Consider the following 22035-nt stretch of genomic DNA (forward strand, 5'->3'; position numbering starts at 1 on the left):
TGGCGCGTGCCCGCCCGGCTCACTCCAGGGCCAGCGCGGGCACGTCGTACCAGTGCGCCAGCGGAAACCGCGCCGCGGTCCAACGGCGCAGGAAGCCGCGGCTGTCGGCGGCGATCACCGGATCGTCGCGGTCGTCGCGCAGGTTCCAGGCGACGCCGTGCAGGCCGATGCCGCGCGCGGCGAGCGCTTCCAGGGACAGCAAGGTGTGGTTGATGCTGCCGAGCCGGCCCGACGTCACCAGCAGCACCGGCCAGCCCTGGCGGGCCACATGGTCGATGCACAGCAGCTGCGGGGTCAGCGGCACCATCAGCCCGCCGGCTCCCTCCACCAGCACCGCGTCGTACCGCGCGCGCAGGCGCGCGGTCGCGACGGCGATGGCCTCCAGGTCCAGCGCGCGCCCTTCCAGCTCCGCCGCAAGGTGCGGCGAGGCCGGATAGGCGTACAGCGCCGGCATGGTGGTGCCGTCGCGGTCCTCGTCGAACAGGCCCTCGCCCATCAGCCGCCGGTGCAGGAGGATGTCGTCCGAGACACCGGTACAGCCGGTCTGCACCAGCTTCTGGGTGATCACCCGGCGGCCCTGCCCGATCCACTGCCGCGCCAGCCAGCCGGTCGCCACGGTCTTGCCGATCCCGGTGTCGATGCCGCTCACGAACACCACCTCGCCGCTCATCCGCGCAGGTCCCCGGCCTGCAGCTCCGCGACCAGCCCGACCATGCCGTCGCACAGGCGCTGCAGCTGGCCGTCGTCGATGACATAGGGCGGCATCACGTACACCAGCCGCCCGAACGGGCGGATCCAGATCCCGCGATCCAGCAGGCGCTGCTGGACACGTTCGGCGCGCAGCGGCGCGGCCAGTTCGATCACGCCGATGGCGCCGAGCACGCGCACGTCGGTGACCTGCGCCAGGCCGCGCGCCGGCGCCAGCCCGTCGCGCAGGCCGCGCTCGATGCGCTGCACGTTGCCCTGCCAGTCCTGCGCCAGCAGCAGCTGCGTGGAAGCGAGCGCGACCGCGCAGGCCAGCGGATTGGCCATGAAGGTCGGCCCGTGCATGAACACGCCGGCGTCGCCGGCGGCGATGGTGTCGGCGATGTCGCGGCGGGTGAGCGTCACCGCCAGGGTCATGTAGCCACCGGTCAGCGCCTTGCCGATGCACAGGATGTCCGGCGCGATGCCGGCATGCTCGCAGGCGAACAGCCGACCGCTGCGGCCGAAGCCGGTGGCGATCTCGTCGCAGATCAGCAGCACGTCGTGCTCGCGGCACAGCCGCGCCAGCTCGCGCAGGTACTGCGGATGGTAGAAGCGCATGCCACCGGCACCCTGCACCACCGGCTCGATGATGAAGGCGGCCAGCTCATCGCCGTGCTCGGCGAACAGGCGTTCGACCGGCGCGATGTCGGCTGCCTCCCAGGTACCGCCGAACGGGGTGGCCGGCGCGGGCACGAAACGGCGCGACGGCAGCGCCGCGCCGAACAGGCCGTGCATGCCGGTGACCGGATCGCATACCGACATCGCGTTCCAGGTATCGCCGTGGTAGCCGGACCGCGTGGTGGCGATGTTGTGCCGGCCCGGGCGGCCGCGGGCGGCCTGGTACTGGATGGCCATCTTCAGCGCCACCTCCACCGCCACCGAACCGGAGTCGGCGTAGAAGAGCGCATCCAGCGGCTGCGGCACGATCGCCAGCAGCTGCCTGCCCAGGGCGATGGCCGGCTCGTGGGTGAGGCCGCCGAACATCACGTGCGACATGCGCCCGAGCTGGTCGATCGCCGCCTGGTTGAGGACCGGATGGTTGTAGCCGTGGATCGCGCACCACCACGAGGCCATGCCGTCGATCAGCTGCGTGCCGTCGGCCAGCTCCAGCAGCGCGCCCTCGGCACGCGCCACCTTCAGCGCCGCCACGGAGGCGCCGAGCGCGCTATAGGGATGCCAGAGATGCTCCCTGTCGAATGGGTCAGTCAGCATGTGCGTATCGGATGCCGCCGACGGGGCGGCCTGCGGGCGCGTACCTTACCGCGTCGTCCTGCGCTTGGCACCGGGCAGGCTCAGCTCAGGCCGGCAGCACGCCGCCGCGCCGTTGCGGCTGGGTTTCGTGCACGAACACCGTGTAGGTGTCGGCCGGGTGCGCCACGCCGGCCAGGTCCAGCGCATGGCCGATGGCGCCGCGGTGGTAGGTGGCGTGGTTGAGGATGTGGAACAGGATCTCGCCGCGGGTCATGCAGCCGTCGCGGCCGTCGGCGAACCGGAACCGCACCGGCGCATCCCATTGCGCGGTCGTCAGCGCCGCCAGGTAGCCGGCGTACCAACGGTCCGAATCGACCAGGCGCTCGGCCAGTACCGCCAGCGCCGGCACCTCGGCACTGTTGGTCGCGGCGTGCGGTGCCGGTGCGTCCAGCAGCCGTGCCCGGAACAGCGCCTCGACGAGGGCGATGTGGTTCAGCTGCTGCCGCGCGAAGGCGACACTGGCCGGGAAGGCCTGCGCGTCCACCGCGTGCACCGCTGCCAGCGTCCGCTGCATCGCCCAGCGCTTGTAGGCGAAGGCATCGATGCACAGCGCCTGTCCACTGCCGGCCGCCACCGGCATCAACGGTCCCGCCCGGCAGCCGGCACGGCGAGCCGTGCCGCGCTCATTCCTCGTCGTCCTCGTCGTCTTCGTCCTCGTCCACTTCGTCTTCCTCCTCGTCCTCGTCGAACGCGTCCAGCTCCTGCACGCGCAGGAAGTTGGGCAGTGCATCGGCGAAGTCGATCTGCCGTCCGTCGGCGATCATCGCCCGCACCTCGCGCTTCATCGCGCTCTCCACCAGGGCGAAACACACCACCGCTTCGGCGCTTTCCTCGCCGCCTTCATCGAAGATCGCCACCCAGCCGGCAGCGGGCATGATCTGGAGGATGTTCTCTTGCATCGGAAGCCACCTGGTTCGAGGGTGCACAGAGCTTGCGCGAAGGACAGGGCCAGCGCAATCGCGGCGCCCCGGTTCAGGCACCCGCCCTCCGAAAGCGGTGCGGACCCGGCCCGACGGACCCGCCCGGAACCGCGCCCGGCCGGGGTTTCCGGACGGATATTCGGTCAGAATGGCGCCACCTCACCGGCATGGCGGCAGATGGCTTCCCTCGCGACCCTCGACCTGCGGAAACTGATCCTGGCGCTGACCCTGCTCGGCGCCCTGGTGCCGTTCGCCAACACCTTCTATGCCAGCTACGAAGTGCAGCGCCAGCAGCTCATGGACAACACGCTGGAGAGCAACTATGCCTACGCCAACAAGCTGGCCAGCAGCACCGATGAATTCATCCGCTCCGCGCAGCTGCAGCTGTCCTACACCGCGCAGTTGCTGGTCGGGCACATGGGCGATGCCCGGCGCCTGGGCGAGGAGGCCACGCGCCTGCGGCTGATGAGCAGGAGCTTCAATTCCATCACCATCTTCGATGACACCGGCAAGGTGCTGGCCACGTCCCCGGAAACGCTGAAGCTGCAGGGCAGGATGCTCGACAGCGACGCGGTCCGGGCCACGCTGCGCACGCGCCAGCCGCTCATCAGCCAGCCCTTCCTCTCGGTATCGGGCAACTTCATCGTGTTGATGGCCTGGCCGGTGACCACCCCGGAGGGCGAATTCCTCGGTGCCATCGGCGGCGCCATCTACCTGCAGCGGGAGAACTTCCTGGACCACCTGCTCGGCCAGCATTTCTACCAGGACGGTTCCTACCTCTACGTGGTCGACGGCAACAAGCAGATCATCTACCACCCCGACAGCGCGCGCGTGGGCGTGGTGGTGCTCGACAACGCCGCCATCAACGAGGTGGCCGGCGGCCACAGCGGCAGGGCACTGGTGGTCAACAGCAAGGGCGTGGACATGCTGGCCGGCTATGCCCCGGTGCCCGCGACCGGCTGGGGCATCATCGCCCAGCGCCCGCGCGAGGCGACCCTGGCACCGCTCACCTCGCTGATGCGCACGGTCCTGCACAAGACGCTGCCCTTGGCGCTGGCCACCCTGCTGGTGCTCTGGTGGAGCGCACGGCACATCTCGCGGCCGCTGCGCCTGCTCGCCGAAGGCGCCCGCGCCATGGACCGGCCCGGAACCGCCCACCGGATCCAGTCGGTGCGGTCCTGGTACTTCGAGTCGCACGAACTGAAGAAGGCCCTGGTGCTGGGCATCGGACTGCTGCAGAAGAGCATCGCCAAGCTGCGCGAGGACGTGGGCACCGACCCGTTGACCCGGCTCGGCAACCGCCGCCAGCTGCAGGCGACGCTGCAGGCGCTGGAAGCCGCGGCCACCCCGTTCGCGGTGGTCTCCCTCGACATCGACCACTTCAAGACGGTCAACGACGGCCACGGCCACGATGCCGGCGACCGCGTGCTGCAGCAGCTGGCCGCGCACATGCGCGCGGTGGCGCGCACCGGCGACGTACCCTGCCGGGTCGGCGGCGAGGAGTTCCTGATGGTCCTGCCCGCCACCACCGCCAGCGGCGCCGCTCAGCTGGCCGAGCGCCTGCGCCGCCAGGTGGCGGCGGTGGACACGCCGCCGGTCGGGCGCATCACCGTGTCGCTCGGCGTCGCGGCCTGGCCGGCGGACGGCACCGCGGTCGCCGACGTGCTCAAGCAGGCCGACGAACGGCTGTACGCGGCCAAGCGCGCGGGCCGCAACCGGGTGGTGCTGGAAGTACCGGTGACCTCCTGAGCGCGGCTGCGGGAGCCCGGCATGCGGGCTGGAAACCGTATCAGGCGGCCGCTCCTCCGTGCTGCTCGATCGCGGCGCCCGGGACACGGCGCCGCGCACGGCCGGGGCCGCACCTTGCGGCCCGTGGCACGGCCGGCCGCGGCCTCCGGTGGCGGGCCGTCAGTTCCTCAGCCGCACTTGCTGTAGCCGCAGTTCAGGCAGGTCTCGCACCCGTCCAGGATCACCAGCGCCTTGGTGCTGCACGTGTGGCACATGCCCGCGCTGGACGGGAAGCGGGCACCCTCGCCGGTGACCTCGACGTCTTCCCCGCGCCTGGCCGGGAGGACGCCCACCGCGTCAGGGGGGGTTTTTGAGCACTCCTCGAACTGCCTGTGCTTCTCGGCGACCAGCGCGCGCTGGTGGGCACTCATTTCCGGATCGTGCAGCAGGCCGATCGACGTCAGGTGGTCTTCGACGATGGAGCCCAGCTCGGCGACCAGCGAGGGCATGTACACCCCGCCGGCCTTGAAGTAGCCGCCCTTGGGGTCGAACACCGCCTTCATCTCGTCGACGATGAAGGTGACGTCGCCGCCCTTGCGGAACACCGCGGACATGATCCGGGTCAGCGCCACGATCCACTGGAAATGCTCCATCGACTTGGAGTTGATGAAGATCTCGAAGGGACGGCGCAGCTCGTGCTCGGTGCCGGCGTTGAGCACGATGTCGTTGATGGTCACGTAGAAGGCATGTTCCACCAGCGGCGACTTGATCTTGTAGGTACTGCCGACCAGCACGTCGGGGCGCTCGATGCGCTCGTGCATGTGCACGATGTTGCTGTCCTCCGCGGCGTCCCGCTCCGCCGCCGGGGCCGCCGCCTCCCGGGCCTTGTCGGCCGGGGTGATGACAGCGTAGCCCTTGAGTTTCCTGTCGATCTTGACGGCCATGGTGCGGGCCCTGGTTGTACGTTGCGATGCGGAATGCCGCGCCCCGCCCGTCGCCGGGCGGGGCGCGGGGAACGCCCTACCTGCGGACGGCCTTCTTGACCGCCTTCTTCGCCGTGGCGGCCTTCTTGGCCACGGCCTTGCGGGCCGTCGTCGCCTTTTTGGCTACCTTCTTCTCGGCCTTCTTGACCGCCTTCTTCGCCGTGGTGGCCTTCTTGGCCACGGCCTTGCGGGCCGTCGTCGCCTTCCTGGCTACCTTCTTCTCGGCCTTCTTGACCGCCTTCTTCGCCGTGGCGGCCTTCTTGGTCGCGGCCTTGCGGACCGCCGTCGCCTTCTTGGCTACCTTTTTCTCGGCCTTCTTGACCGCCTTCTTCGCCGTGGCGGCCTTCTTGGTCGCGGCCTTGCGGACCGCCGTCGCCTTCTTGGCCACCTTCTTCCCGGCCGACGTCACCGCCTTCTTCGCCGTGGCGGCCTTCTTGGTCGCGGCCTTGCGGACCGCCGTCGCCTTCTTGGTCGCCTTCTTCCCGGCACCGGCGACGGCCTTCTTGGCGGCGGCCCGCTTGCCCGCGCCCTTCTTCTTCAGCGCTGCGGCTTCCGCCTCGGCGCTGGCCTTGGCGGCCTCCAGCTTGCGGCGCACGCCGGACACGGTCTTCTTGACCTCCTTCTTGGCGGCGGCGGCCTTCTTGGCAACGGCCTTCTCGGCCTTCTTCACCACCTTTTTCACCTTGGCGGCCTGCTTCTTCGCGCCCGCCTCGACCTTGCCTGCCCGGGTCCTGACCGCGGCAACGGCATCGCCCGCGGTGGCGGCAATCGAATCGCCCAGGTGGCTCGCGGTTTCCTTCATGTTCTCGGCAACCTGGGAAACGGTCGCTGTCACACCATTACCATTGCTCATAAAGCCCTCCTAAGGGCATCGGGTCTGTAACAGTGGCGATGCTAAATCCAAACCGGTGAAGCAGGGAACATGGCGCGGCCTCCGCCGCCGGCAGGGGACCCGGCCGAGGGCCGGGCCAGGGTCAGAACTTGCCGTAGTAGTCTTCCTTGAGTGCGTCGAACAGGTTGGCGGCGGTATGCATCTCGCCGTCGTACTCGATCTGCTCGTTGCCCTTGACCTCCCCCCACCTCGCCGCCCTCCAGCTCGAAGCGGTAGGTGGTGTTCTCCAGGTCCGCTTCCTTGACCAGCACGCCCTGGAAGGCGGCCGGATTGAAGCGGAAGGTGGTGCAGCCCTTCAGGCCCTGCTGGTGGGCGTAGCGGTAGATGTCCTTGAAGTCCTCGTACGGGTAGTCGGTCGGCACGTTGGCGGTCTTGGAGATCGAGCTGTCCACCCACTTCTGCGCGGCCGCCTGAACGTCGACGTGCTCCTTCGGGGAGATGTCGGCGGCGGCGATGAAATAGTCCGGCAAGCGCGCCTCGGGGGCGTCGGCGAACGGCATCGCGTCGGCATTGACCAGGGCGCGGTAGGCGAGCAGCTCGAAGGAGAACACGTCCACCTTCTCCTTGCTCTTCCTGCCCTCGCGGATCACGTTGCGGCTGTAGTGGTGCGCGAACGACGGCTCGATGCCGTTGGAGGCGTTGTTGGCCAGCGACAGGCTGATGGTGCCGGTGGGCGCGATGGAGCTGTGGTGGGTGAAGCGCGCCCCGGTCTCGGCCAGCTCGTCCACCAGCTCCGGGGCCACCGCCGCGATGCGCTGCATGTAGCGGCTGACGAAGCGCTCGTACCAGTAGCCGCGCTTCTCGTCGCTGTCCTCGGCATCGGCCAGGGCACGCGCCACGCGCTGGTAGGTGCCGTCGATGTCGGCATCCAGCGCTTCACCGGCCTTGGTCTTGAGACGGTACTTCGTGTCCCGGATGTCCTGCGAGGCGGGCTGCAGGGGGACGGGGTCCGAACGGGTTGGATGGCTGACCACTTCCAGGCGCACCGTGCTCATGATCGCGGGATTTCTCCTTGCGCACCTTGCGGTGCGGGTTACCGTGCTCCCGGCGGGATACGGCGGCGAGGAGGCACCACGCACCGTCCGGCTGGCGCCGTGGGCGCCGCCGGAGGGGGAAGTGTCCGCATCGTTTCGGTCGTCATCGCCTGGCTTCCGGCGGGGTGTTCGCACCCCGGGGTTCAACCCTACCTCTTGGGGACGCACTTCACATCAACCCAACATCTTGTGGCTGATGGCCCGATCAAGCTTACCCACCGCAAGGGTGATGTCAAACGCGGCAGGGCCCTGTCCGCCGCCCCCGGTACGCGCCGCGGAACGACCGCGTACGGCGGGTTTCATTGTCGATTTAGGCGCGTGCGGCCACACTCCCGTTCAGCATCCCGTCCCACCCCCGGACGCCGCGCCGGCGTCCCAGCCTGGAACCTTCGGCCCCTATGCGACCGCTTCCCACCCTGCTCACCCTGGCCCTGGCCGCCGCCTTCGGCGGATTCACCGTCAGCGCCATCCATGCCCACCTGGACAACCGCGCCGAGGCCGCGCCCAGCGCCGTGGTGCCCGCCACCGCCGCACTGCCGGCCGTGGTCGCCGGACAGCCGGTGCCGTCGCTGGCGCCGATGCTGGAGCGGGCGATGCCGGCCGTGGTCAGCGTCAACACCAAGCAGGTGGTCCGGGTGCGCAACCCGTTCTTCGACGACCCGTTCTTCCGCCGCCTGTTCCCGCAGGTGCCGCAGGAGCGCATCAACGAGTCGCTGGGCTCGGGGGTGATCATCGACGCCGACAAGGGCTACGTGCTGACCAACCACCACGTCATCGACAACGCCGACGACGTGCAGGCGACGCTGGCCGACGGGCGCACGGTCAAGGCCGAGTTCCTCGGCTCCGACCCGGACACCGACATCGCCCTGATCCGCATTCCGGCCGACAAGCTCACCGCGCTGCCGCTGGGCGACAGCAACCAGCTACGTGTCGGCGACTTCGTGGTCGCCATCGGCAACCCGTTCGGCTTCAGCCAGACCGTGACCTCGGGCATCGTCTCGGCGGTCGGCCGCAGCGGCATCCGCGGGCTGGGCTTCCAGAACTTCATCCAGACCGATGCCTCGATCAACCCCGGCAACTCCGGCGGCGCGCTGGTCAACCTGTCCGGGCAGCTGGTGGGCATCAACACCGCCAGCTTCAACCCGCGCGGCAGCATGGCCGGCAACATCGGCCTGGGCCTGGCGATCCCCTCCAACCTGGCGCGCGACGTCGTCGAGCAGCTGGTCACCAAGGGCGTGGTGGTCCGCGGCACGCTCGGGCTGGAAACCCAGAACCTGAGCCCGCAGCTGGCCCAGGGCCTCGGCCTGGCCGAGGCGCGCGGCGCCCTGGTCACCCGCGTGCTGGCCGGCTCCGGCGCCGCCGATGCCGGGCTCAAGGCCGGCGACGTGGTGCTGGCGCTCAACGGCCAGCGCGTGGACAACGCGCAGGCCCTGCACAACTTCGAAGGCCTGTCGTCGGTGGGCAGCCGCGTGGAGCTCGACGTCCGCCGCGACGGCAAGCCGCTGCAGCTCCAGGCCACCCTCAAGGAGCAGCCGCGCGCGGTCGGCGGCGACACCCTGGACCCCCGGCTGGCCGGCGCCACGTTCGCCGACCTGCCCGAATCGCTGCGCCAGGCCGGGCTCAACGGCGTGCTGGTCAGCGAGGTCGCACGTGGCAGCCGCGCCGCCCAGTCCGGGCTGGCCAGCGGCGACATCGTGCTGGCCGCGAGCAGCGGCGAGTTCGTCGACCTGGCCAGCTGGCGCGCGAGCTTCGACGCCCGGCCGCAGCAGCTGGTGCTGCGCATCCTGCGCGGCAACGCACCCGGGCAGCTGGTGATGCGATGATCGACCCCGCCGGCGCGCACGGCCGCCGCCGCGCGCCGGCACTGACGTGCCATACACCTGGCGGCTGGTATTGCTTGCACCCTGCGCCGATGCGAAGGCGCCGACCCTGGACCCCCTGAGGAGACACCCGATGAGCCCCACCAACACCGACAACATGAAGGAACACCTGGGCGACGCCGGCACCCACCTGAAGTCGGCCGCCAAGGCCGCCGGTTCCGCCGTCAAGGGCGCCGCGGACGCCGCCGGCGACGAACTGCGCCTGGGCAAGGCCAACATGAAGGCCGAACTCTCCGACAGCGCGCTGTCCGGCCTGGCCGCCGCCGAACTGGGCGGGGCCGCCGCGAAGGAGCAGATGGATGCGTTGATGGACAAGGGCAAGGACCTGGTCGACAGCGCCGCCGACCTGATCCGCGAGCGTCCGCTGGCGTCGTTCGGCGTCGCCTTCGCCGCCGGCTGGATCATCGCCAAGCTCGCCCGCAGCAACGATTGACCGGAACGTGAGCGAGGACACGCCAAGGCCGGACACGGCCGAGGACGGCGCCGGCGGCGACACCGGCGCGACCCCGGGGCTGGAGGAAAGCATCCGCGAGGTCGGCGGCGCCGGACGGCAGACGCTGGCCTCGGCCGGGCTTGCGCTGCGCTCGCTGCGGCGGCTCGCCTCCAGCGACTTCGCACTGGCGCGCAGCGCCTTCGGGCGCGCACTGGCCTGGAGCGGGGTGGCCATCGTGTTCGGCGCCTCGGCCTGGCTGCTGCTGGCGGCCACGCTGATCGCGCTGCTGCACTACCTGGGGCTGTCCTGGCTGCTGTCGCTGCTGATCACCTCGCTCGCCAGCCTGGGCGTCACCGCCTATGCGATCTGGCGGGTCTCGTTCTTCTTCCACCACACCGGCATGCATGCGACCCGGCGGCAGCTGTCGCGGCTCGGCCTGTTCGACGAGGCGGGCACGGACGAGGACGACGAGGACGAACCGGATGCAGGCACGCCGGAAGGAGGCGCGACGCGATGAACTTCGACGCCCTGCAACGCCGTGTGCGCCGCGCCGAGACCGTGGTGGAACGGCGCATGGACGAAACCGTCCAGCACTGGGATGCGCTGGAAACCGCCTGGCGCCGCAGCTGGACCCCGGGCCGCATCGTGGTCGTCGGCCTGGCCGGCGGCTTCCTGGCCGGCAAGCTGGAACCCGGCGGCGCCTTCAGCGGCGCACGCTGGCTGCAGATGGTGGGCTCGGTCTCCGGGCTGGTGAGCTCGGCGCAGGCCTCGATCGCCTCCCTGCGCGAGGCGGCGATGGCGGCCGCCGCCGGCCTGGCCGCCTCGGCCGCGACCGCCGCGGCTGACGGCGAGGCCGCGCAGGCGGCCGGCGACACGCCGGAGCCGACGGATACCGGACCCGCCGCATCGGCACCGCCGCGCCCCGCGGAAGCGGCCACGGAACTGTCCGAACCCTGAGCCGCACCGGCAGCCCCGCGGCCGGTGCCGTAAAATGGCAGCGTGAACTTCCCTGTCCTAGCCATCACCCTCGACCTGGACGACACGCTCTGGCCGTTCGCGCCCATCGGCGCCCGCATCGACCAGGTGCTGCACGACTGGATGCGCGTCCACAGTCCCGCCACCGCGGCGATGTACCCGGTGGAGGCCATGCGCGAACTGCGCGTGCGCACCTTCGACGACAACCCGCACCTGCATTACGACCTGAGCGCGCTGCGCCGCCTCACCCTGACCGAAGCACTGCAGAACAGCGGCGCCGGCATGGAGCTGCTGGAACCGGCCTACGAGGCGTTCTACGCCGCGCGCAACCAGGTCGAGTTCTATCCGGACGCACTGGATGCACTGCACCGCATCGCCGCGCGCGTGCCGGTCGCCGCGGTCAGCAACGGCAACGCCGACCTGCAGCGCATCGGCATCGGCGAGCTGTTCGCCTTCCAGCTCGGCTCGCGCGAGTTCGGTGCCGCCAAGCCCGACCCGGGCATCTTCCACGCCGCCTGCGAGCGCCTGGGCGTCGAGCGCGGCCAGGTCCTGCACGTGGGCGACCACGCCGAGATGGACGTGGCCGGCGCGATCCGTGCCGGCCTGCGCGGCTGCTGGATCAACCGCGACGCACAGGCCTGGCCGCATGCCGGGCTGCAGCCGGACCTGCAGTTCGACACCCTCGCCGGGCTGGCCGACTGGCTGGACGCGCGGGCCTGAGCCGCATGCCGGGACCGGGCCGCATCGAGCAGTGGAACGCGCCCCGGGGCCGCGGTGTCGTGCCGGCGTTCGCATCGCCGGCCGCCGCGGGTGATCTCGCGGCCCTCGCCCACGCCGGCCGCGGCTCCGTCGAGCCCCCCGCACCCGCTGGCCGCACGCGGCGGCGGCCGGACGCGACCGGCCCCGCCTCCGCGGCCGGTGCAGGGCGCGGAACACCGCGGCGGCGGAACGCGGCGGGAATACCCGCACGCCACCACCGTGCGCCCCTGCAGGACCACCTGCCGCGCGCCGTGCTGGCCGTGGCGCTGCTCGCCCTGGCCGCCGGCAGCCTGCTGCAGGCCTGGCCGCCCGCGGTCACGGTGGCCTACGCGGCGATGGGCCTGGCCAGCTTCCTCGCCTACCGCCACGACAAGCGGGCCGCCGCCAGCGGGCGCCAGCGCACGCCGGAGAGCACCCTGCACCTGCTGGACCTGTGCTGTGGCTGGCCGGGCGGCCTGCTCGCCCAGCAGCGCTACCGCCACAAGACCCGCAAGCTCCGTTTCCAGTGCGTGTTCTGGCTCACCCTGCTGCTGAACTGCGCCGCGCTCCTCTGGCTGCTGCCGGCCCTTCCCAGCCCCCCGTGATCCCCGCGCCGACGGCCCTGCGCCGCCGGTCCCCCCGACTACCAGGAATGCCCCCATGACCCATCCCTCGCTTCCCACCGGCTTCACCTCCGACACCACCGGTGCCCGCCCGCTGCACGTCCTCGACACGGCCGCCTTCGCCGCCTGGCGCGAGACCCAGCCGGAGGCTGTCCGCGCCTGGCTCGACAACCAGCAGTTCACCGCCGCCGCCGGCAGCGCCGTGCTGCTGCCGGGCACGGACGGCATCGCCGGCGCGGTGCTCGGCGTGGGCGATCGCGCCGACGCCTACGCCTACGCGCATGCGCCGTTCGCGCTGCCCGCCGGCAGCCGCTGGCAGCTGGCAGGCGGGCTGGATGCCGATGCGCTGGCCAACCTGCACCTGGGCTGGGGCCTGGGCAGCTACCGCTTCGCCCGCTACCGCACCCCGACGCGGGCACCGGCGCAGCTGGCCGCAGCCCCCGCGCAGGAGGTGTGCGACCTGATCGCCGCCAGCCTGCGCGTGCGCGACTGGGTCAACACCCCCACCGAGGACATGGGCCCGCAGCAGCTCGAAGATGCCGCGCGCGCATTGGCCGACGCCCACGGCGGCGCACTGGAGGTGATCGCCGGCGACGAACTGCTGGAGCAGAACTTCCCCACCATCCACGCCGTCGGCCGCGCCTCGCACCGCGCACCGCGCCTGATCGTGCTGCGCTGGGGCAAGGCCGATGCCCCGCACCTGGCGCTGGTCGGCAAGGGCGTGTGCTTCGACACCGGCGGGCTGGACCTGAAGCCGGCCGACGGCATGCGCAACATGAAGAAGGACATGGGCGGCGCCGCACATGCGCTGGCGCTGGCCGGGCTGGTCATGGCCCAGCAGCTGCCGGTGCGCCTGACCCTGGTGGTGCCGGCGGTGGAGAACGCCGTCGGACCGGACGCGTTCCGCCCCGGCGAGGTCATCACCACCCGCAAGGGCCTCAGCGTGGAGATCGACAACACCGACGCCGAAGGCCGCCTGATCCTGTGCGACGCGCTGACCTACGCCTGCGAACAGAAGCCCGCGACGATCATCGACTTCGCCACCCTCACCGGGGCGGCGCGCATCGCGCTCGGACCGGACCTGCCGGCGCTGTTCAGCAACGACGACACGCTCGCCCAGCAGTGGCTGGCGGCCGGCGACCGCACCCGCGACCCGGTCTGGCGCATGCCGTTGTGGCGGCCGTACCTGCGCTATCTCCACAGCGGCATCGCCGACCTCGCCAACGCCGGCTCGCGCATGGCCGGCAGCGTCACCGCGGCGCTGTACCTGGAGCGGTTCGTGGACCCCGGCCTGCCGTGGGCGCACCTGGACGTGTATGCATGGAACGACGGCGAGCGTCCCGGCCGGCCCGCCGGTGGCGAAGCACTGGCACTGCGCTCGGCCTGGGCGATGCTCAAGGCCCGCTACGGCGGCTGAGCCCGCATGGCCACCGACCGCGGCTTCGTCGACTACGTGGCCGAGCAGATCGCGCTCGGCCCGCGGCTCACCCATCGCAGGCTGTTCGGCGAGTACGCGCTCTACGTGGACGACAAGGGAGTGGCCTTCGCCTGCGACAACCGGTTGTTCGTCAAGCCCTCCGCCGCGGCCGACGAGCTCGCGCCGCAGTTGCCGCGGCTGCCGCCCTACCCGGGCGCGAAGGGGTACCCGGTGGCCGACGAACTGCTGGACGACCCGGACCGCCTGCGCGAACTGATCCTGCGCACCGCGGAGCTGATGCTGCCGCCGAAGCCGAGAACGAAGCGCGCCCGGCGCTGACCGGCCGCCGGCGCACGTTCCCGGCGGCCCCCGTAGAACGGGGCAATGCCCCGTTGCGGCATTACCGACCAATGCCCCGCCGGGCCACCGCCCAGCACCACCGCCCCCGCCACCTTGTAGAGCGGGGCAATGCCCCGCTGCGGCATCACCGACCAACGCCCCGCCGGGCCTTGCCCGGCGCTACAGCCAGCCTTTCTGCCGCGCCAGCCGATACGCCTCGATGCGATTGGCGACACCCAGCTTGCCGATGCACTCGGACAGGTAGTTGCGCACGGTGCCATGCGACAACCCGAGCTGCTCGGCGATCTCGTTGGCCGAACGGCCCTCGCCGGCCAGGCGCAGCACCTGGCGCTCGCGGTCGTTGAGCGGATCGGCCTCGGACCAGGCCTCCACCGCCAACTGCGGGTCGATGGCGCGGCCACCGCGATGCACCTGGCGCAGGGCCTCGGCCAGCTTCTCGGCCGGTGCGTCCTTGAGCAGATAGCCCTGCACGCCGGCGTCCAGCGCGCGGCGCAGGAAGCCGGTGCGGGCGAAAGTGGTGACGATCACCACCTTCGTCGCCAACCCGTGGCGCTGCACGCGCTGGGCCAGTTCCAGCCCGGTCAGGCCGGGCATCTCGATGTCGGTGACCAGTACGTCCGGGTTCAGCCGCTGCAGTTCGCACCATGCCGCCTCGCCATCGGCGGCGGCACCGACCACCTCGATGTCGGCCTCCAGGTTCAGCAGCGCCGACAACGCGCCGCGCACCATCGCCTGGTCTTCGGCCAGCAGGATGCGGATCATGCGCGCGCCTCCCTGGCGGTCAGATCAGGGTCGGAAACGGGAGAAGCCATGGGCGCGCCTCCGCCTCCCAGCGGCACGGTCACCGTCAACCGCGTACCGCCACCACGCGGCGAGTCGATCCGCAGGGTGCCGCCCAGCGCCGCCACCCGTTCGCGCATGCCGGCCAGACCGTTGCCGTTGGCGGACACGCCACCGCGGCCGTCGTCGCCGACCTCCAGCACCACGGCACCGGCGTCGACGCGCACGGCGATCACCGCCTCGCCCGCCTGCGCATGGCGGGCGATGTTGGTGACCGCCTCGCGCAGCACCATCGCCAGCCCGCACTCGATCCAGGCGGGCATCGGCGGCGGCGGCGAATGCCGCAGGTGCACCCGCGAGGATTCCAGCAACAGGTGCGCCGAGGCGAGCTCGGCGACCATGTCGGCGGCGCGGAAGCCGGTGACGGCGCTGCGCACCTGTGCCAGCGCGTCGCGCGCGATCTGCTCGGCCTCGGCCAGCTCGCGCTGCGCACGCGCCGGGTCGCGCTCGAACAGCTTGCGCGACAGCTCCATCTTCAGCGTGATCAGTGACAGGGTATGGCCGAGCAGGTCGTGCAGGTCGCGGCCGATACGCTCGCGTTCAGCGGTGGCGGCCAGGCGCCGCACTTCCTCGTGCGACAGCCGCAGCGCCGCGTCCTTCTCGCTGCTCGCGCGTTCGACGTTGACGATCAGGCCGATGCCCACGGTCAACGCCGGGATCCAGGCCACGGCCTGCCACGGATAGCCGATCCACCAGGCCAGCGAGACGAAACCGGCGTTGAGCAGTACCAGCTCCAGCAGGTACCGGCGCATGCCGATACAGCGGTTGTAGCGCAGCATCACGCAACCGAACACGAAGTAGTTCATGCCCGAGGGATAGCTGCGCAGCAGCACCGTCGCCAGCGCGACCATCGCCAGCGCGAAGAGCGGGGCGTTGCGCCGGGATGCCACCAGGGTCATCACGAAGAGCAGGATGAACAGCGGATACGACCACAGCGTGATCAGCGCCCAGCGCAGGGTGAAACCGCCACCGAACATCGGGGTGATGAACACCCAGACCGTCCACAGCAGATGCACGGCATCGGTCCACGGCCACTTGCCGAGCCTGAGGTTGTCGGCCACCACCGAATCGGGGGCGGGCTCCAGCCACGCAGGGAGATGGCGGTGGTTCACGGGGCGGTTCCTGTCATGCAGGCGCCGATGATGCCATCAGCCATACCGGCGCGGGCGGCGCATGGCGATGGCCGGGACCACCAGGATGAATACGGCCAGCCACCACGGCTGCGGCCAGGCGTTGCCGGTATCGAAGCCGACCGCCGACTGCGCCCGCGCGCCGCCCCGCGGCGGCGGCATCCGCAGCAGGAACCCCAAGCCCGGACAGGAAGGCCATCGGCGGGTACGGCAGGTTGCCCATGGCCGGCGCGCACCGGCCCTTCACCGGCCTGCCTGGCAGCCGGCCCAGTGCGCAGACCAGCGCCGGCCGCCGCACCTGCACCGCTCGCGGCCGCACGTCCGCCAGGATCCGCCCCGGCGTCTGCAGCAGGATGGTGGCCAGCGCGGCCAGCGGCATCGCCATCACCCTCCTGCCGGCCGGACCGGCCGGCATCGGCTCGCAGCAGGCCGATGCCAGGGGCCGTGCCGGCGCCGTGCGCGCCGAGCTGGGCCCGGGCCTGCCCGGCGTGCAGGTCCGGGCCCACGCCAGCCAGCGCCTGCAGCGCGCCATGCTGCCTGCGCACGCCGCGCAGGCTGGCCAGTCCCCCGTCGTTCACGCCCATCCGCCCGCTCCGCCCGGCAAGGGCACCAAGGTATCGGAGCGCGCCACCGCCCTGCAGTGCGGGCGGTCAGGCGAAGCGGGTGACACCCGTCACCTGCGCCATGCGCGGGCGTTGCCTAGAATCGGACCCCGTCGCCGGCGGGCCTGTCCCACCGGTTTGGAGTACCTTCCGTCACTTCTTCCCGCGGACACCGTCCTGTCTCCGATGAACACCTCTTCCGACCTGCTCAAGGAACTGCGTATCGACCGTTCCGCACCGGCGGCACCCGGCCCGTCTTCGCCACGCCGCTGGCTGTGGTGGGTGATCGGCCTGCTGCTGGCCCTGCTGCTGGCGATCGCCGCCGGCATCTTCTTCAGCCGCGGCACGCCGGTGGTGGTGGAGACCGCACCGGTGGTCGCCATCGGCCAGGACAGCGCCAGCGCCTCGGTGCTCGATGCCAGCGGCTACGTGGTGGCGCGACGCATGGCCACGGTCTCGGCCAAGATCACCGGCAAGGTGCGCGAGGTGATGATCGAGGAAGGCATGCGCGTGGAGGAAGGCCAGGTCATGGCCACGCTCGACCCGATCGACGCCAACGCGCAGCGCGCGCTCAACGCTGCCCAGCTCGATGCCGCGCGCAGCCAGGTCGACGGCCTGCAGGCCCAGTTGCGCCAGGCCGACGCGGACGCCCAGCGCCTGCAGCAGCTGGTGGGCCGGCAGCTGGTGTCGCGCTCGCAGTACGACCAGTCCGTCGCCCAACGCGACAGCCTGCGTGCGCAGCTGGCCACCGCACGCCACAACGCCCGGGTCGCGCAGGACGCGCTGGCCATCGCCGACCTGGGCGTGGACAATAACGTGGTGCGTGCGCCGTTCTCCGGGGTGGTCACCGCCAAGGCCGCGCAGCCGGGCGAGATCGTCTCGCCGCTGTCGGCCGGCGGCGGTTTCACCCGCACCGGCATCGGCACGATCGTGGACATGGATTCGCTGGAGATCGAGGTCGAGGTCGGCGAGGCCTACATCGGCCGCGTGCAGCCGAAGATGCCGGTGGAAGCCGTGCTCAACGCCTACCCGGACTGGAAGATCCCGGCCGAGGTGATCGCGATCATTCCCACCGCCGACCGCGGCAAGGCCACGGTCAAGGTGCGCGTGGCGCTGAAGGTGACGGACCCGCGCATCGTGCCGGAGATGGGCGTGCGGGTGAGTTTCCTGGAAAAGCCGACCGAGGCCGGGCAGAAGAAACCCGAAGGCGTGCGCGTACCGGCGGCGGCGATCGTGCAGCGCGGCCCGGACGCGGTGGCGTTCGTGGTCGGCGGCGACGACACGGTGCAGGCGCAGGTACTGAAGACCGGAGTGGAGATGGGCAAGGACCGGCAGGTGCTGTCGGGCCTGTCGGCGGGACAGACGGTGGTGGTGGACCCGCCGCCGGCGTTGAAGGAAGGCGACAAGGTGGCGCTGGCCGGCGACGCGGGGCGGTGATGCGCAGTGGTCGGGCCGTGTGACGCCCGGCGTCGCTTGACGAACCACCCAGCAGGCAGCCACCTCGAATTCTGCTGTTGCTGTTGCTGTTGCTGTTGCTGTTGCTGTTGCTGTTGCTGTTGCTGTTGCCCGTGATTCTGCTGTTGCTCGTCGCTTTTGACTTCCGGGTCCCCTTCCGCAGCGACGGAGCCGGCGGGAAGAACCCGAAGGGCGACGTGCAGGGATGCACGTCGTTTTTCTACGCGACAGGGATGTCGCGTAGAAAAATCCCGCCGGCGGAGTGGACCCGGAGTGCCGCAGGCGCGGAGGGCGCGGAGGCAGGGGCGTGCTTTCTCTTGGTTACTTCTCTTTGCACGAGCAAAGAGAAGTAACTCGCTCCTGCGAAGCAGGAGTGAAAGCTCTGCTTTCATGTTTCCGCCTTGGTTGTTGCTTCTTTCCAAAGCCAAGGCCCAAGCAACGGCTGAAGCAGGATCAAGAGCTTTCGCTCCCCTTCGGGGCGCGAGCTACTTTTCTTTGCTCGTGCAAAGAAAAGGTAGCCAAAAGAAACACGGGCCGGGCCGCGAGCCGATGCGGCTTCGCCGCATCGGTTCCCTGCGCTCCTCGCGGGCCAGGGGGACGGCGCACAACTCGCTTCGCTCAGACACGTGCGCCTCTTCGCCCCCTGTCCCGCTGCGGTGCTCGGCCCGCTCTACGGCCGGGGAAGTCAGAAGCAGGAAGCAAAAGCAACAACCGCAACCGCAACCGCAACCGCAACCGCCGAAGCATCACATCCATCCACCCGCTCCCGCCCCAGGCGGGAGGATGAAAGCAGAACGGCGCGGCAGCGCCCACCATCCACCGCATCACCCGCAGAGGACCACCCATGAGCGACCTCGTCACCCTCCGCAACATCACCAAGACCTACCAGCGCGGCCCCGAGAAGGTGCAGGTGCTGCACGGCATCGACCTGGACATCGCCCGGGGCGACTTCGTCGCGCTGATGGGCCCCTCCGGCTCGGGCAAGACCACGCTGCTCAACCTGATCGGCGGGCTGGATACGCCCAGCGGCGGCCAGATCGCCATCGAGGGCCAGCGCATCGACCAGTTCAGTGCCGGGCAGCTCTCCACCTGGCGCAGCCACCATGTCGGCTTCGTTTTCCAGTTCTACAACCTGATGCCGATGCTGACCGCGCAGAAGAACGTGGAGCTGCCGCTGCTGCTGACCCGCCTGTCGGCCGGCGACCGCAAGCGCCGTGCGCAGATCGCACTGACCCTGGTCGGCCTGGCCGATCGCCGCGACCACCGCCCCAACGAGCTGTCCGGTGGCCAGCAGCAGCGCGTGGCCATCGCCCGCGCCATCGTCTCCGACCCCACCTTCCTGATCTGCGACGAGCCCACCGGCGACCTGGACCGCCAAAGTGCGGAAGAGGTGCTGGGCCTGCTGCAGCTGCTCAACCGCGAGCACGGCAAGACCATCATCATGGTCACCCATGATCCGAAGGCGGCCGAGTACGCCAGCCATACCGTGCACCTGGACAAGGGCGAGCTGGCCGACGCCCCGGCGCACTGAGGGAGCCCGGTCATGAACTATTTCTCGTTGATATGGGCGCAGCTGTTCCGCAGCCGCACCCGCACGCTGTTCACGCTGCTGTCGGTGGTCACCGCGTTCCTGCTGTTCGGGATGCTCGATTCGGTGCGGGTGGCGTTCACCAGCGGCGGCAGCGTCGCCGGCGCCAACCGCCTGGTCGTCGCCTCGCGGCTGTCGATCACCCAGTCGCTGCCGATCCGGCTGGAACCGCAGATCCGCCAAGTGGCCGGGGTGCGCGACGTCACCTACGGCATGTGGTTCGGCGGCATCTACCAGGACCCCAAGAACTTCTTCCCGAGCTTCTCGGTGGCACCCAACTACTTCGACATCTACCGCGAGCTCGAGATTCCCGACGACCAGCTCGACGCCTTCCGCACTACCCGCACCGGGGCCATCGTCGGCGCCTCGCTCGCCCGGGAGTTCGGCTGGAAGATCGGCGACACGCTCCCGATGCAGGCCACGATCTTCCCGCGCGGCGGCAGCAACGACTGGCCACTGGAGCTGGTCGGCATCTTCCACGCGGACACCGCCACCGCGGAGAACCAGGAACGCCAGTTGATGATGAACTGGAAGTACTTCGACGAATCCAACGACTACATCAAGAACCAGGTCAGCTGGTACACGGTGACGCTGGACAACCCCGACCATGCCTCGCGCGTGGCGCAGGCCATCGACGCGATCTCGGCCAACTCCGACCACGAGACCAAGAGCCAGACCGAATCGGCGTTCCAGCAGGCCTTCATCAAGCAGTTCGCCGACATCGGCATGATCGTCACCTCGATCATGGGTGCGGTGTTCTTCACCCTGCTGCTGCTGACCGGCAACACCATGGCGCAGGCGGTGCGCGAGCGCATCCCCGAGCTGGCCACGCTGAAGACGCTGGGCTTCAAGGACGGCACGGTGCTGATGCTGGTGATGGTCGAGTCGGTGCTGCTGGTGGGCCTGGGCGGCGCGATCGGCCTGGGCCTGGCGGCGCTGGCGCTGCCGGCGATGGCCCCCAGGACCATGGGCATGCTGCCACCGCAGGTACCGCTGCAGACCTGGCTGATGGGCCTGGGGCTGATCGTGCTGATCGGCCTGGTGGTGGGCGTGCTGCCGGCGCTGCGCGCCAAGCGGCTGAAGATCGTCGACGCGCTGGCCGGACGCTGAGGAGAAGAGCATGAAGACATTCGTTTCCAATGCCGTGGTGATCCTCGTGCTGGCCATCGGCCTCGTCCTGTGGATCGCCCTGCCATGGGTCGGCGTGCTGGCCGTGGTCGTCGCCATCGCGCTGTGGCTGCCGCTCAGCCGCGGCGGGCGGCTGGCGCTGGCCGCCACCCGCATCGGCCTGTCCAGCCTGCCGCAGCGCTGGGGCGCCTCCTCGGTGATCGTGGTCGGCATCGCCGGCGTGGTCGGCGTGCTGGTGGCGATGCTGGCGATGGGCGAAGGCTTCCGGGCCACGCTCAACAGCACCGGCGACGACACCACCGCCATCGTGCTGCGCGGCGGCTCGCAGGCCGAGACCAACTCGGTCATCACCCGCGAACAGGTGCCGCTGCTGGGCAACCTTCCCGGGGTGGCGCGCGACCCCGAGGGACGGGCACTGCTGTCCCCGGAACTGTCGCAGGTGGTCAACCTGGTGTCCCGTGGCGACGGCACCGACGTCAACGCCCAGTTCCGCGGCGTCGGCGACATGGCCTGGACGGTGCACGACAAGGTGAGGATCACCGAGGGCCGCGCGTTCAAGCCCGGACTGCGCGAGATCGTGGTCGGCGAGGGTGCGCGCGGCCAGTTCCGCGACATGGAGGTCGGCGCGACCCTGACCCTCGGCAACCAGGCCTGGACGGTGGTGGGCACGTTCGCGTCCGGCGACGCGCACGACTCGGAGTTGTGGACCGATGCCCAGACCCTGGCCACGACCTACCAGCGCGGCGCCTGGCAGTCGATCAGCGTGCGTACCGAGGGCGCCTCCGGCTTCCAGCGGTTCAAGGAGGCGGTGGCCGCGGACCCGCGCCTGAAGCTGGACGTGGAGACCACCGGCGACTACTACCGCAAGCAGGCCGGCGGACTGAACACGCTGGTCAGCGTCCTGGGCACGGTGATCGGCGCTATCATGGCGATCGGCGCCGTGTTCGGTGCGCTCAACACCATGTACGCGGCCGTGGCCACCCGCGCCCGCGAGATCGCGACCATGCGCGCGATCGGTTTCCGCAGCCTGCCGGTGGTCGTCGCGGTGATGCTGGAGACCCTGCTGTTGGCGCTGGCCGGCGGCCTGTTCGGCTGCGCCGTGGCCTGGCTGGTGTTCAACGGCTACAGCGTCTCCACCATCGGCAGCAACTTCAGCGCGGTGGTGTTCAAGTTCCACGTCACCCCCGGACTGTTGTGGAGCGGGCTGAAGTGGGCGCTGGGCATCGGCCTGGCCGGCGGCCTGTTCCCGGCCCTGCGGGCGGCGCGGCTGCCCATCACCACGGCCCTGCGCGAAACCTGAACGCGCCCGGC

The 22035-nt window shown here is 70.6% G+C and carries 23 protein-coding genes and 1 pseudogene; 14 read left to right on the plus strand and 10 right to left on the minus strand.

The genetic code is table 11. The features are described from left to right. Positions 1–19 precede the first annotated feature (19 nt). The 4 genes from bioD to K5L01_RS07945 form a co-directional block, all read right to left on the minus strand. The gene (gene bioD, locus K5L01_RS07930; RefSeq protein WP_336254090.1) at positions 20–670 is read right to left on the minus strand and encodes a dethiobiotin synthase; all 651 of its coding nucleotides are present in this window, start codon (positions 668–670) and stop codon (positions 20–22) included. Further along, entirely contained in the window at positions 667–1959 is a 1293-nt protein-coding gene (gene bioA / locus K5L01_RS07935) for an adenosylmethionine--8-amino-7-oxononanoate transaminase (protein WP_250063646.1), read from the minus strand. Before bioA ends, bioD begins: the two co-directional genes overlap by 4 nt. 85 nt (positions 1960–2044) lie before the next feature. Continuing rightward, positions 2045–2578, minus strand: a complete 534-nt coding sequence (locus tag K5L01_RS07940; RefSeq protein WP_250063648.1) for a DinB family protein — start codon at positions 2576–2578, stop codon at positions 2045–2047. A gap of 43 nt (positions 2579–2621) precedes the next feature. Then, positions 2622–2897, minus strand: a complete 276-nt coding sequence (locus K5L01_RS07945; RefSeq protein ID WP_250063651.1) for a hypothetical protein — start codon at positions 2895–2897, stop codon at positions 2622–2624. A 198-nt stretch (positions 2898–3095) separates the two neighbouring features. Between K5L01_RS07945 and K5L01_RS07950 the strand changes: the two genes are divergently transcribed. Then, positions 3096–4667 (plus strand): sensor domain-containing diguanylate cyclase, encoded by a 1572-nt coding sequence (locus K5L01_RS07950; RefSeq protein WP_250063653.1) that lies wholly within the window; start codon positions 3096–3098, stop codon positions 4665–4667. Positions 4668–4834: 167 nt separating this feature from the next. On the opposite strand, the gene K5L01_RS07955 is transcribed toward K5L01_RS07950, so the two are convergent. The 3 genes and pseudogenes from K5L01_RS07955 to K5L01_RS07965 form a co-directional block, all read right to left on the minus strand. Next, the gene (locus K5L01_RS07955) at positions 4835–5590 is read right to left on the minus strand and encodes a TSCPD domain-containing protein (RefSeq protein WP_250063654.1); all 756 of its coding nucleotides are present in this window, start codon (positions 5588–5590) and stop codon (positions 4835–4837) included. Positions 5591–5666: 76 nt separating this feature from the next. Next, a complete protein-coding gene (locus K5L01_RS07960; protein WP_250063655.1) occupies positions 5667–6482 on the minus strand; it encodes a histone in 816 nt (271 codons plus the stop codon). 121 nt (positions 6483–6603) lie between these two features. Then, positions 6604–7291, minus strand: a pseudogene (locus K5L01_RS07965) (adenosylcobalamin-dependent ribonucleoside-diphosphate reductase); the annotation flags it as partial. Between the two features lie 662 nt (positions 7292–7953). Here K5L01_RS07965 and K5L01_RS07970 point away from each other — a divergent pair. The 8 genes from K5L01_RS07970 to K5L01_RS08005 all read left to right on the plus strand — a co-directional run bounded on the left by K5L01_RS07970 (position 7954) and on the right by K5L01_RS08005 (position 13960). Continuing rightward, a complete protein-coding gene (locus tag K5L01_RS07970; protein ID WP_250063656.1) occupies positions 7954–9378 on the plus strand; it encodes a Do family serine endopeptidase in 1425 nt (474 codons plus the stop codon). 130 nt (positions 9379–9508) lie between these two features. Further along, complete coding sequence (locus K5L01_RS07975) at positions 9509–9868, plus strand: hypothetical protein (RefSeq protein ID WP_250063657.1); 360 nt, start codon at positions 9509–9511, stop codon at positions 9866–9868. 7 nt (positions 9869–9875) lie between these two features. Continuing rightward, positions 9876–10385 (plus strand): phage holin family protein, encoded by a 510-nt coding sequence (locus K5L01_RS07980; protein WP_425603862.1) that lies wholly within the window; start codon positions 9876–9878, stop codon positions 10383–10385. Beyond that, entirely contained in the window at positions 10382–10825 is a 444-nt protein-coding gene (locus tag K5L01_RS07985; protein WP_250063659.1) for a protein sip-5, read from the plus strand. The genes K5L01_RS07980 and K5L01_RS07985 overlap by 4 nt, the downstream gene beginning before the upstream one ends. A 42-nt stretch (positions 10826–10867) precedes the next feature. Continuing rightward, positions 10868–11563 (plus strand): HAD family hydrolase, encoded by a 696-nt coding sequence (locus tag K5L01_RS07990; RefSeq protein WP_250063661.1) that lies wholly within the window; start codon positions 10868–10870, stop codon positions 11561–11563. Positions 11564–11862: 299 nt separating this feature from the next. Further along, a complete protein-coding gene (locus K5L01_RS07995) occupies positions 11863–12186 on the plus strand; it encodes a DUF1294 domain-containing protein (protein WP_250063663.1) in 324 nt (107 codons plus the stop codon). Between the two features lie 55 nt (positions 12187–12241). Beyond that, positions 12242–13621, plus strand: a complete 1380-nt coding sequence (locus K5L01_RS08000) for a leucyl aminopeptidase family protein (RefSeq protein WP_250063665.1) — start codon at positions 12242–12244, stop codon at positions 13619–13621. A gap of 6 nt (positions 13622–13627) precedes the next feature. Further along, positions 13628–13960, plus strand: a complete 333-nt coding sequence (locus K5L01_RS08005; RefSeq protein WP_250063667.1) for a TfoX/Sxy family protein — start codon at positions 13628–13630, stop codon at positions 13958–13960. A gap of 180 nt (positions 13961–14140) precedes the next feature. Here the strand turns inward: K5L01_RS08005 and K5L01_RS08010 are convergent, their stop codons facing one another. Genes K5L01_RS08010 through K5L01_RS08020 form a run of 3 tightly spaced genes read right to left on the minus strand, consistent with a single transcriptional unit; the run spans position 14141 to position 16336 of the window. Continuing rightward, on the minus strand, positions 14141–14743 hold the full coding sequence (locus K5L01_RS08010; protein WP_250063669.1) for a response regulator transcription factor: 603 nt from the start codon (positions 14741–14743) through the stop codon (positions 14141–14143). Further along, complete coding sequence (locus K5L01_RS08015; RefSeq protein ID WP_250063671.1) at positions 14740–15933, minus strand: sensor histidine kinase; 1194 nt, start codon at positions 15931–15933, stop codon at positions 14740–14742. The genes K5L01_RS08010 and K5L01_RS08015 overlap by 4 nt, the downstream gene beginning before the upstream one ends. A gap of 13 nt (positions 15934–15946) precedes the next feature. After that, positions 15947–16336, minus strand: coding sequence for a hypothetical protein (locus K5L01_RS08020; RefSeq protein ID WP_250063673.1), 390 nt, complete (start codon positions 16334–16336; stop codon positions 15947–15949). 403 nt (positions 16337–16739) lie between these two features. Here K5L01_RS08020 and K5L01_RS08025 point away from each other — a divergent pair, with 403 nt between their 5' ends. From K5L01_RS08025 to K5L01_RS08045, 5 genes are all read left to right on the plus strand, one after another. Next, a complete protein-coding gene (locus K5L01_RS08025; protein WP_250063675.1) occupies positions 16740–17990 on the plus strand; it encodes an efflux RND transporter periplasmic adaptor subunit in 1251 nt (416 codons plus the stop codon). A gap of 77 nt (positions 17991–18067) precedes the next feature. Next, positions 18068–18361 carry a hypothetical protein gene (locus K5L01_RS08030; protein WP_250063678.1) on the plus strand — a complete coding sequence of 98 codons (294 nt, stop codon included), beginning with the start codon at positions 18068–18070 and terminating at the stop codon, positions 18359–18361. Between the two features lie 491 nt (positions 18362–18852). Next, a complete protein-coding gene (locus tag K5L01_RS08035) occupies positions 18853–19539 on the plus strand; it encodes an ABC transporter ATP-binding protein (protein ID WP_250063680.1) in 687 nt (228 codons plus the stop codon). 12 nt (positions 19540–19551) lie between these two features. Beyond that, on the plus strand, positions 19552–20706 hold the full coding sequence (locus K5L01_RS08040) for an ABC transporter permease (RefSeq protein WP_250063682.1): 1155 nt from the start codon (positions 19552–19554) through the stop codon (positions 20704–20706). 10 nt (positions 20707–20716) lie between these two features. Then, positions 20717–22024, plus strand: coding sequence for an ABC transporter permease (locus K5L01_RS08045; protein ID WP_250063684.1), 1308 nt, complete (start codon positions 20717–20719; stop codon positions 22022–22024). Positions 22025–22035 lie beyond the last annotated feature (11 nt).

The organism is Stenotrophomonas mori, from assembly GCF_023556335.1.
Lineage (GTDB): Bacteria > Pseudomonadota > Gammaproteobacteria > Xanthomonadales > Xanthomonadaceae > Stenotrophomonas > Stenotrophomonas mori.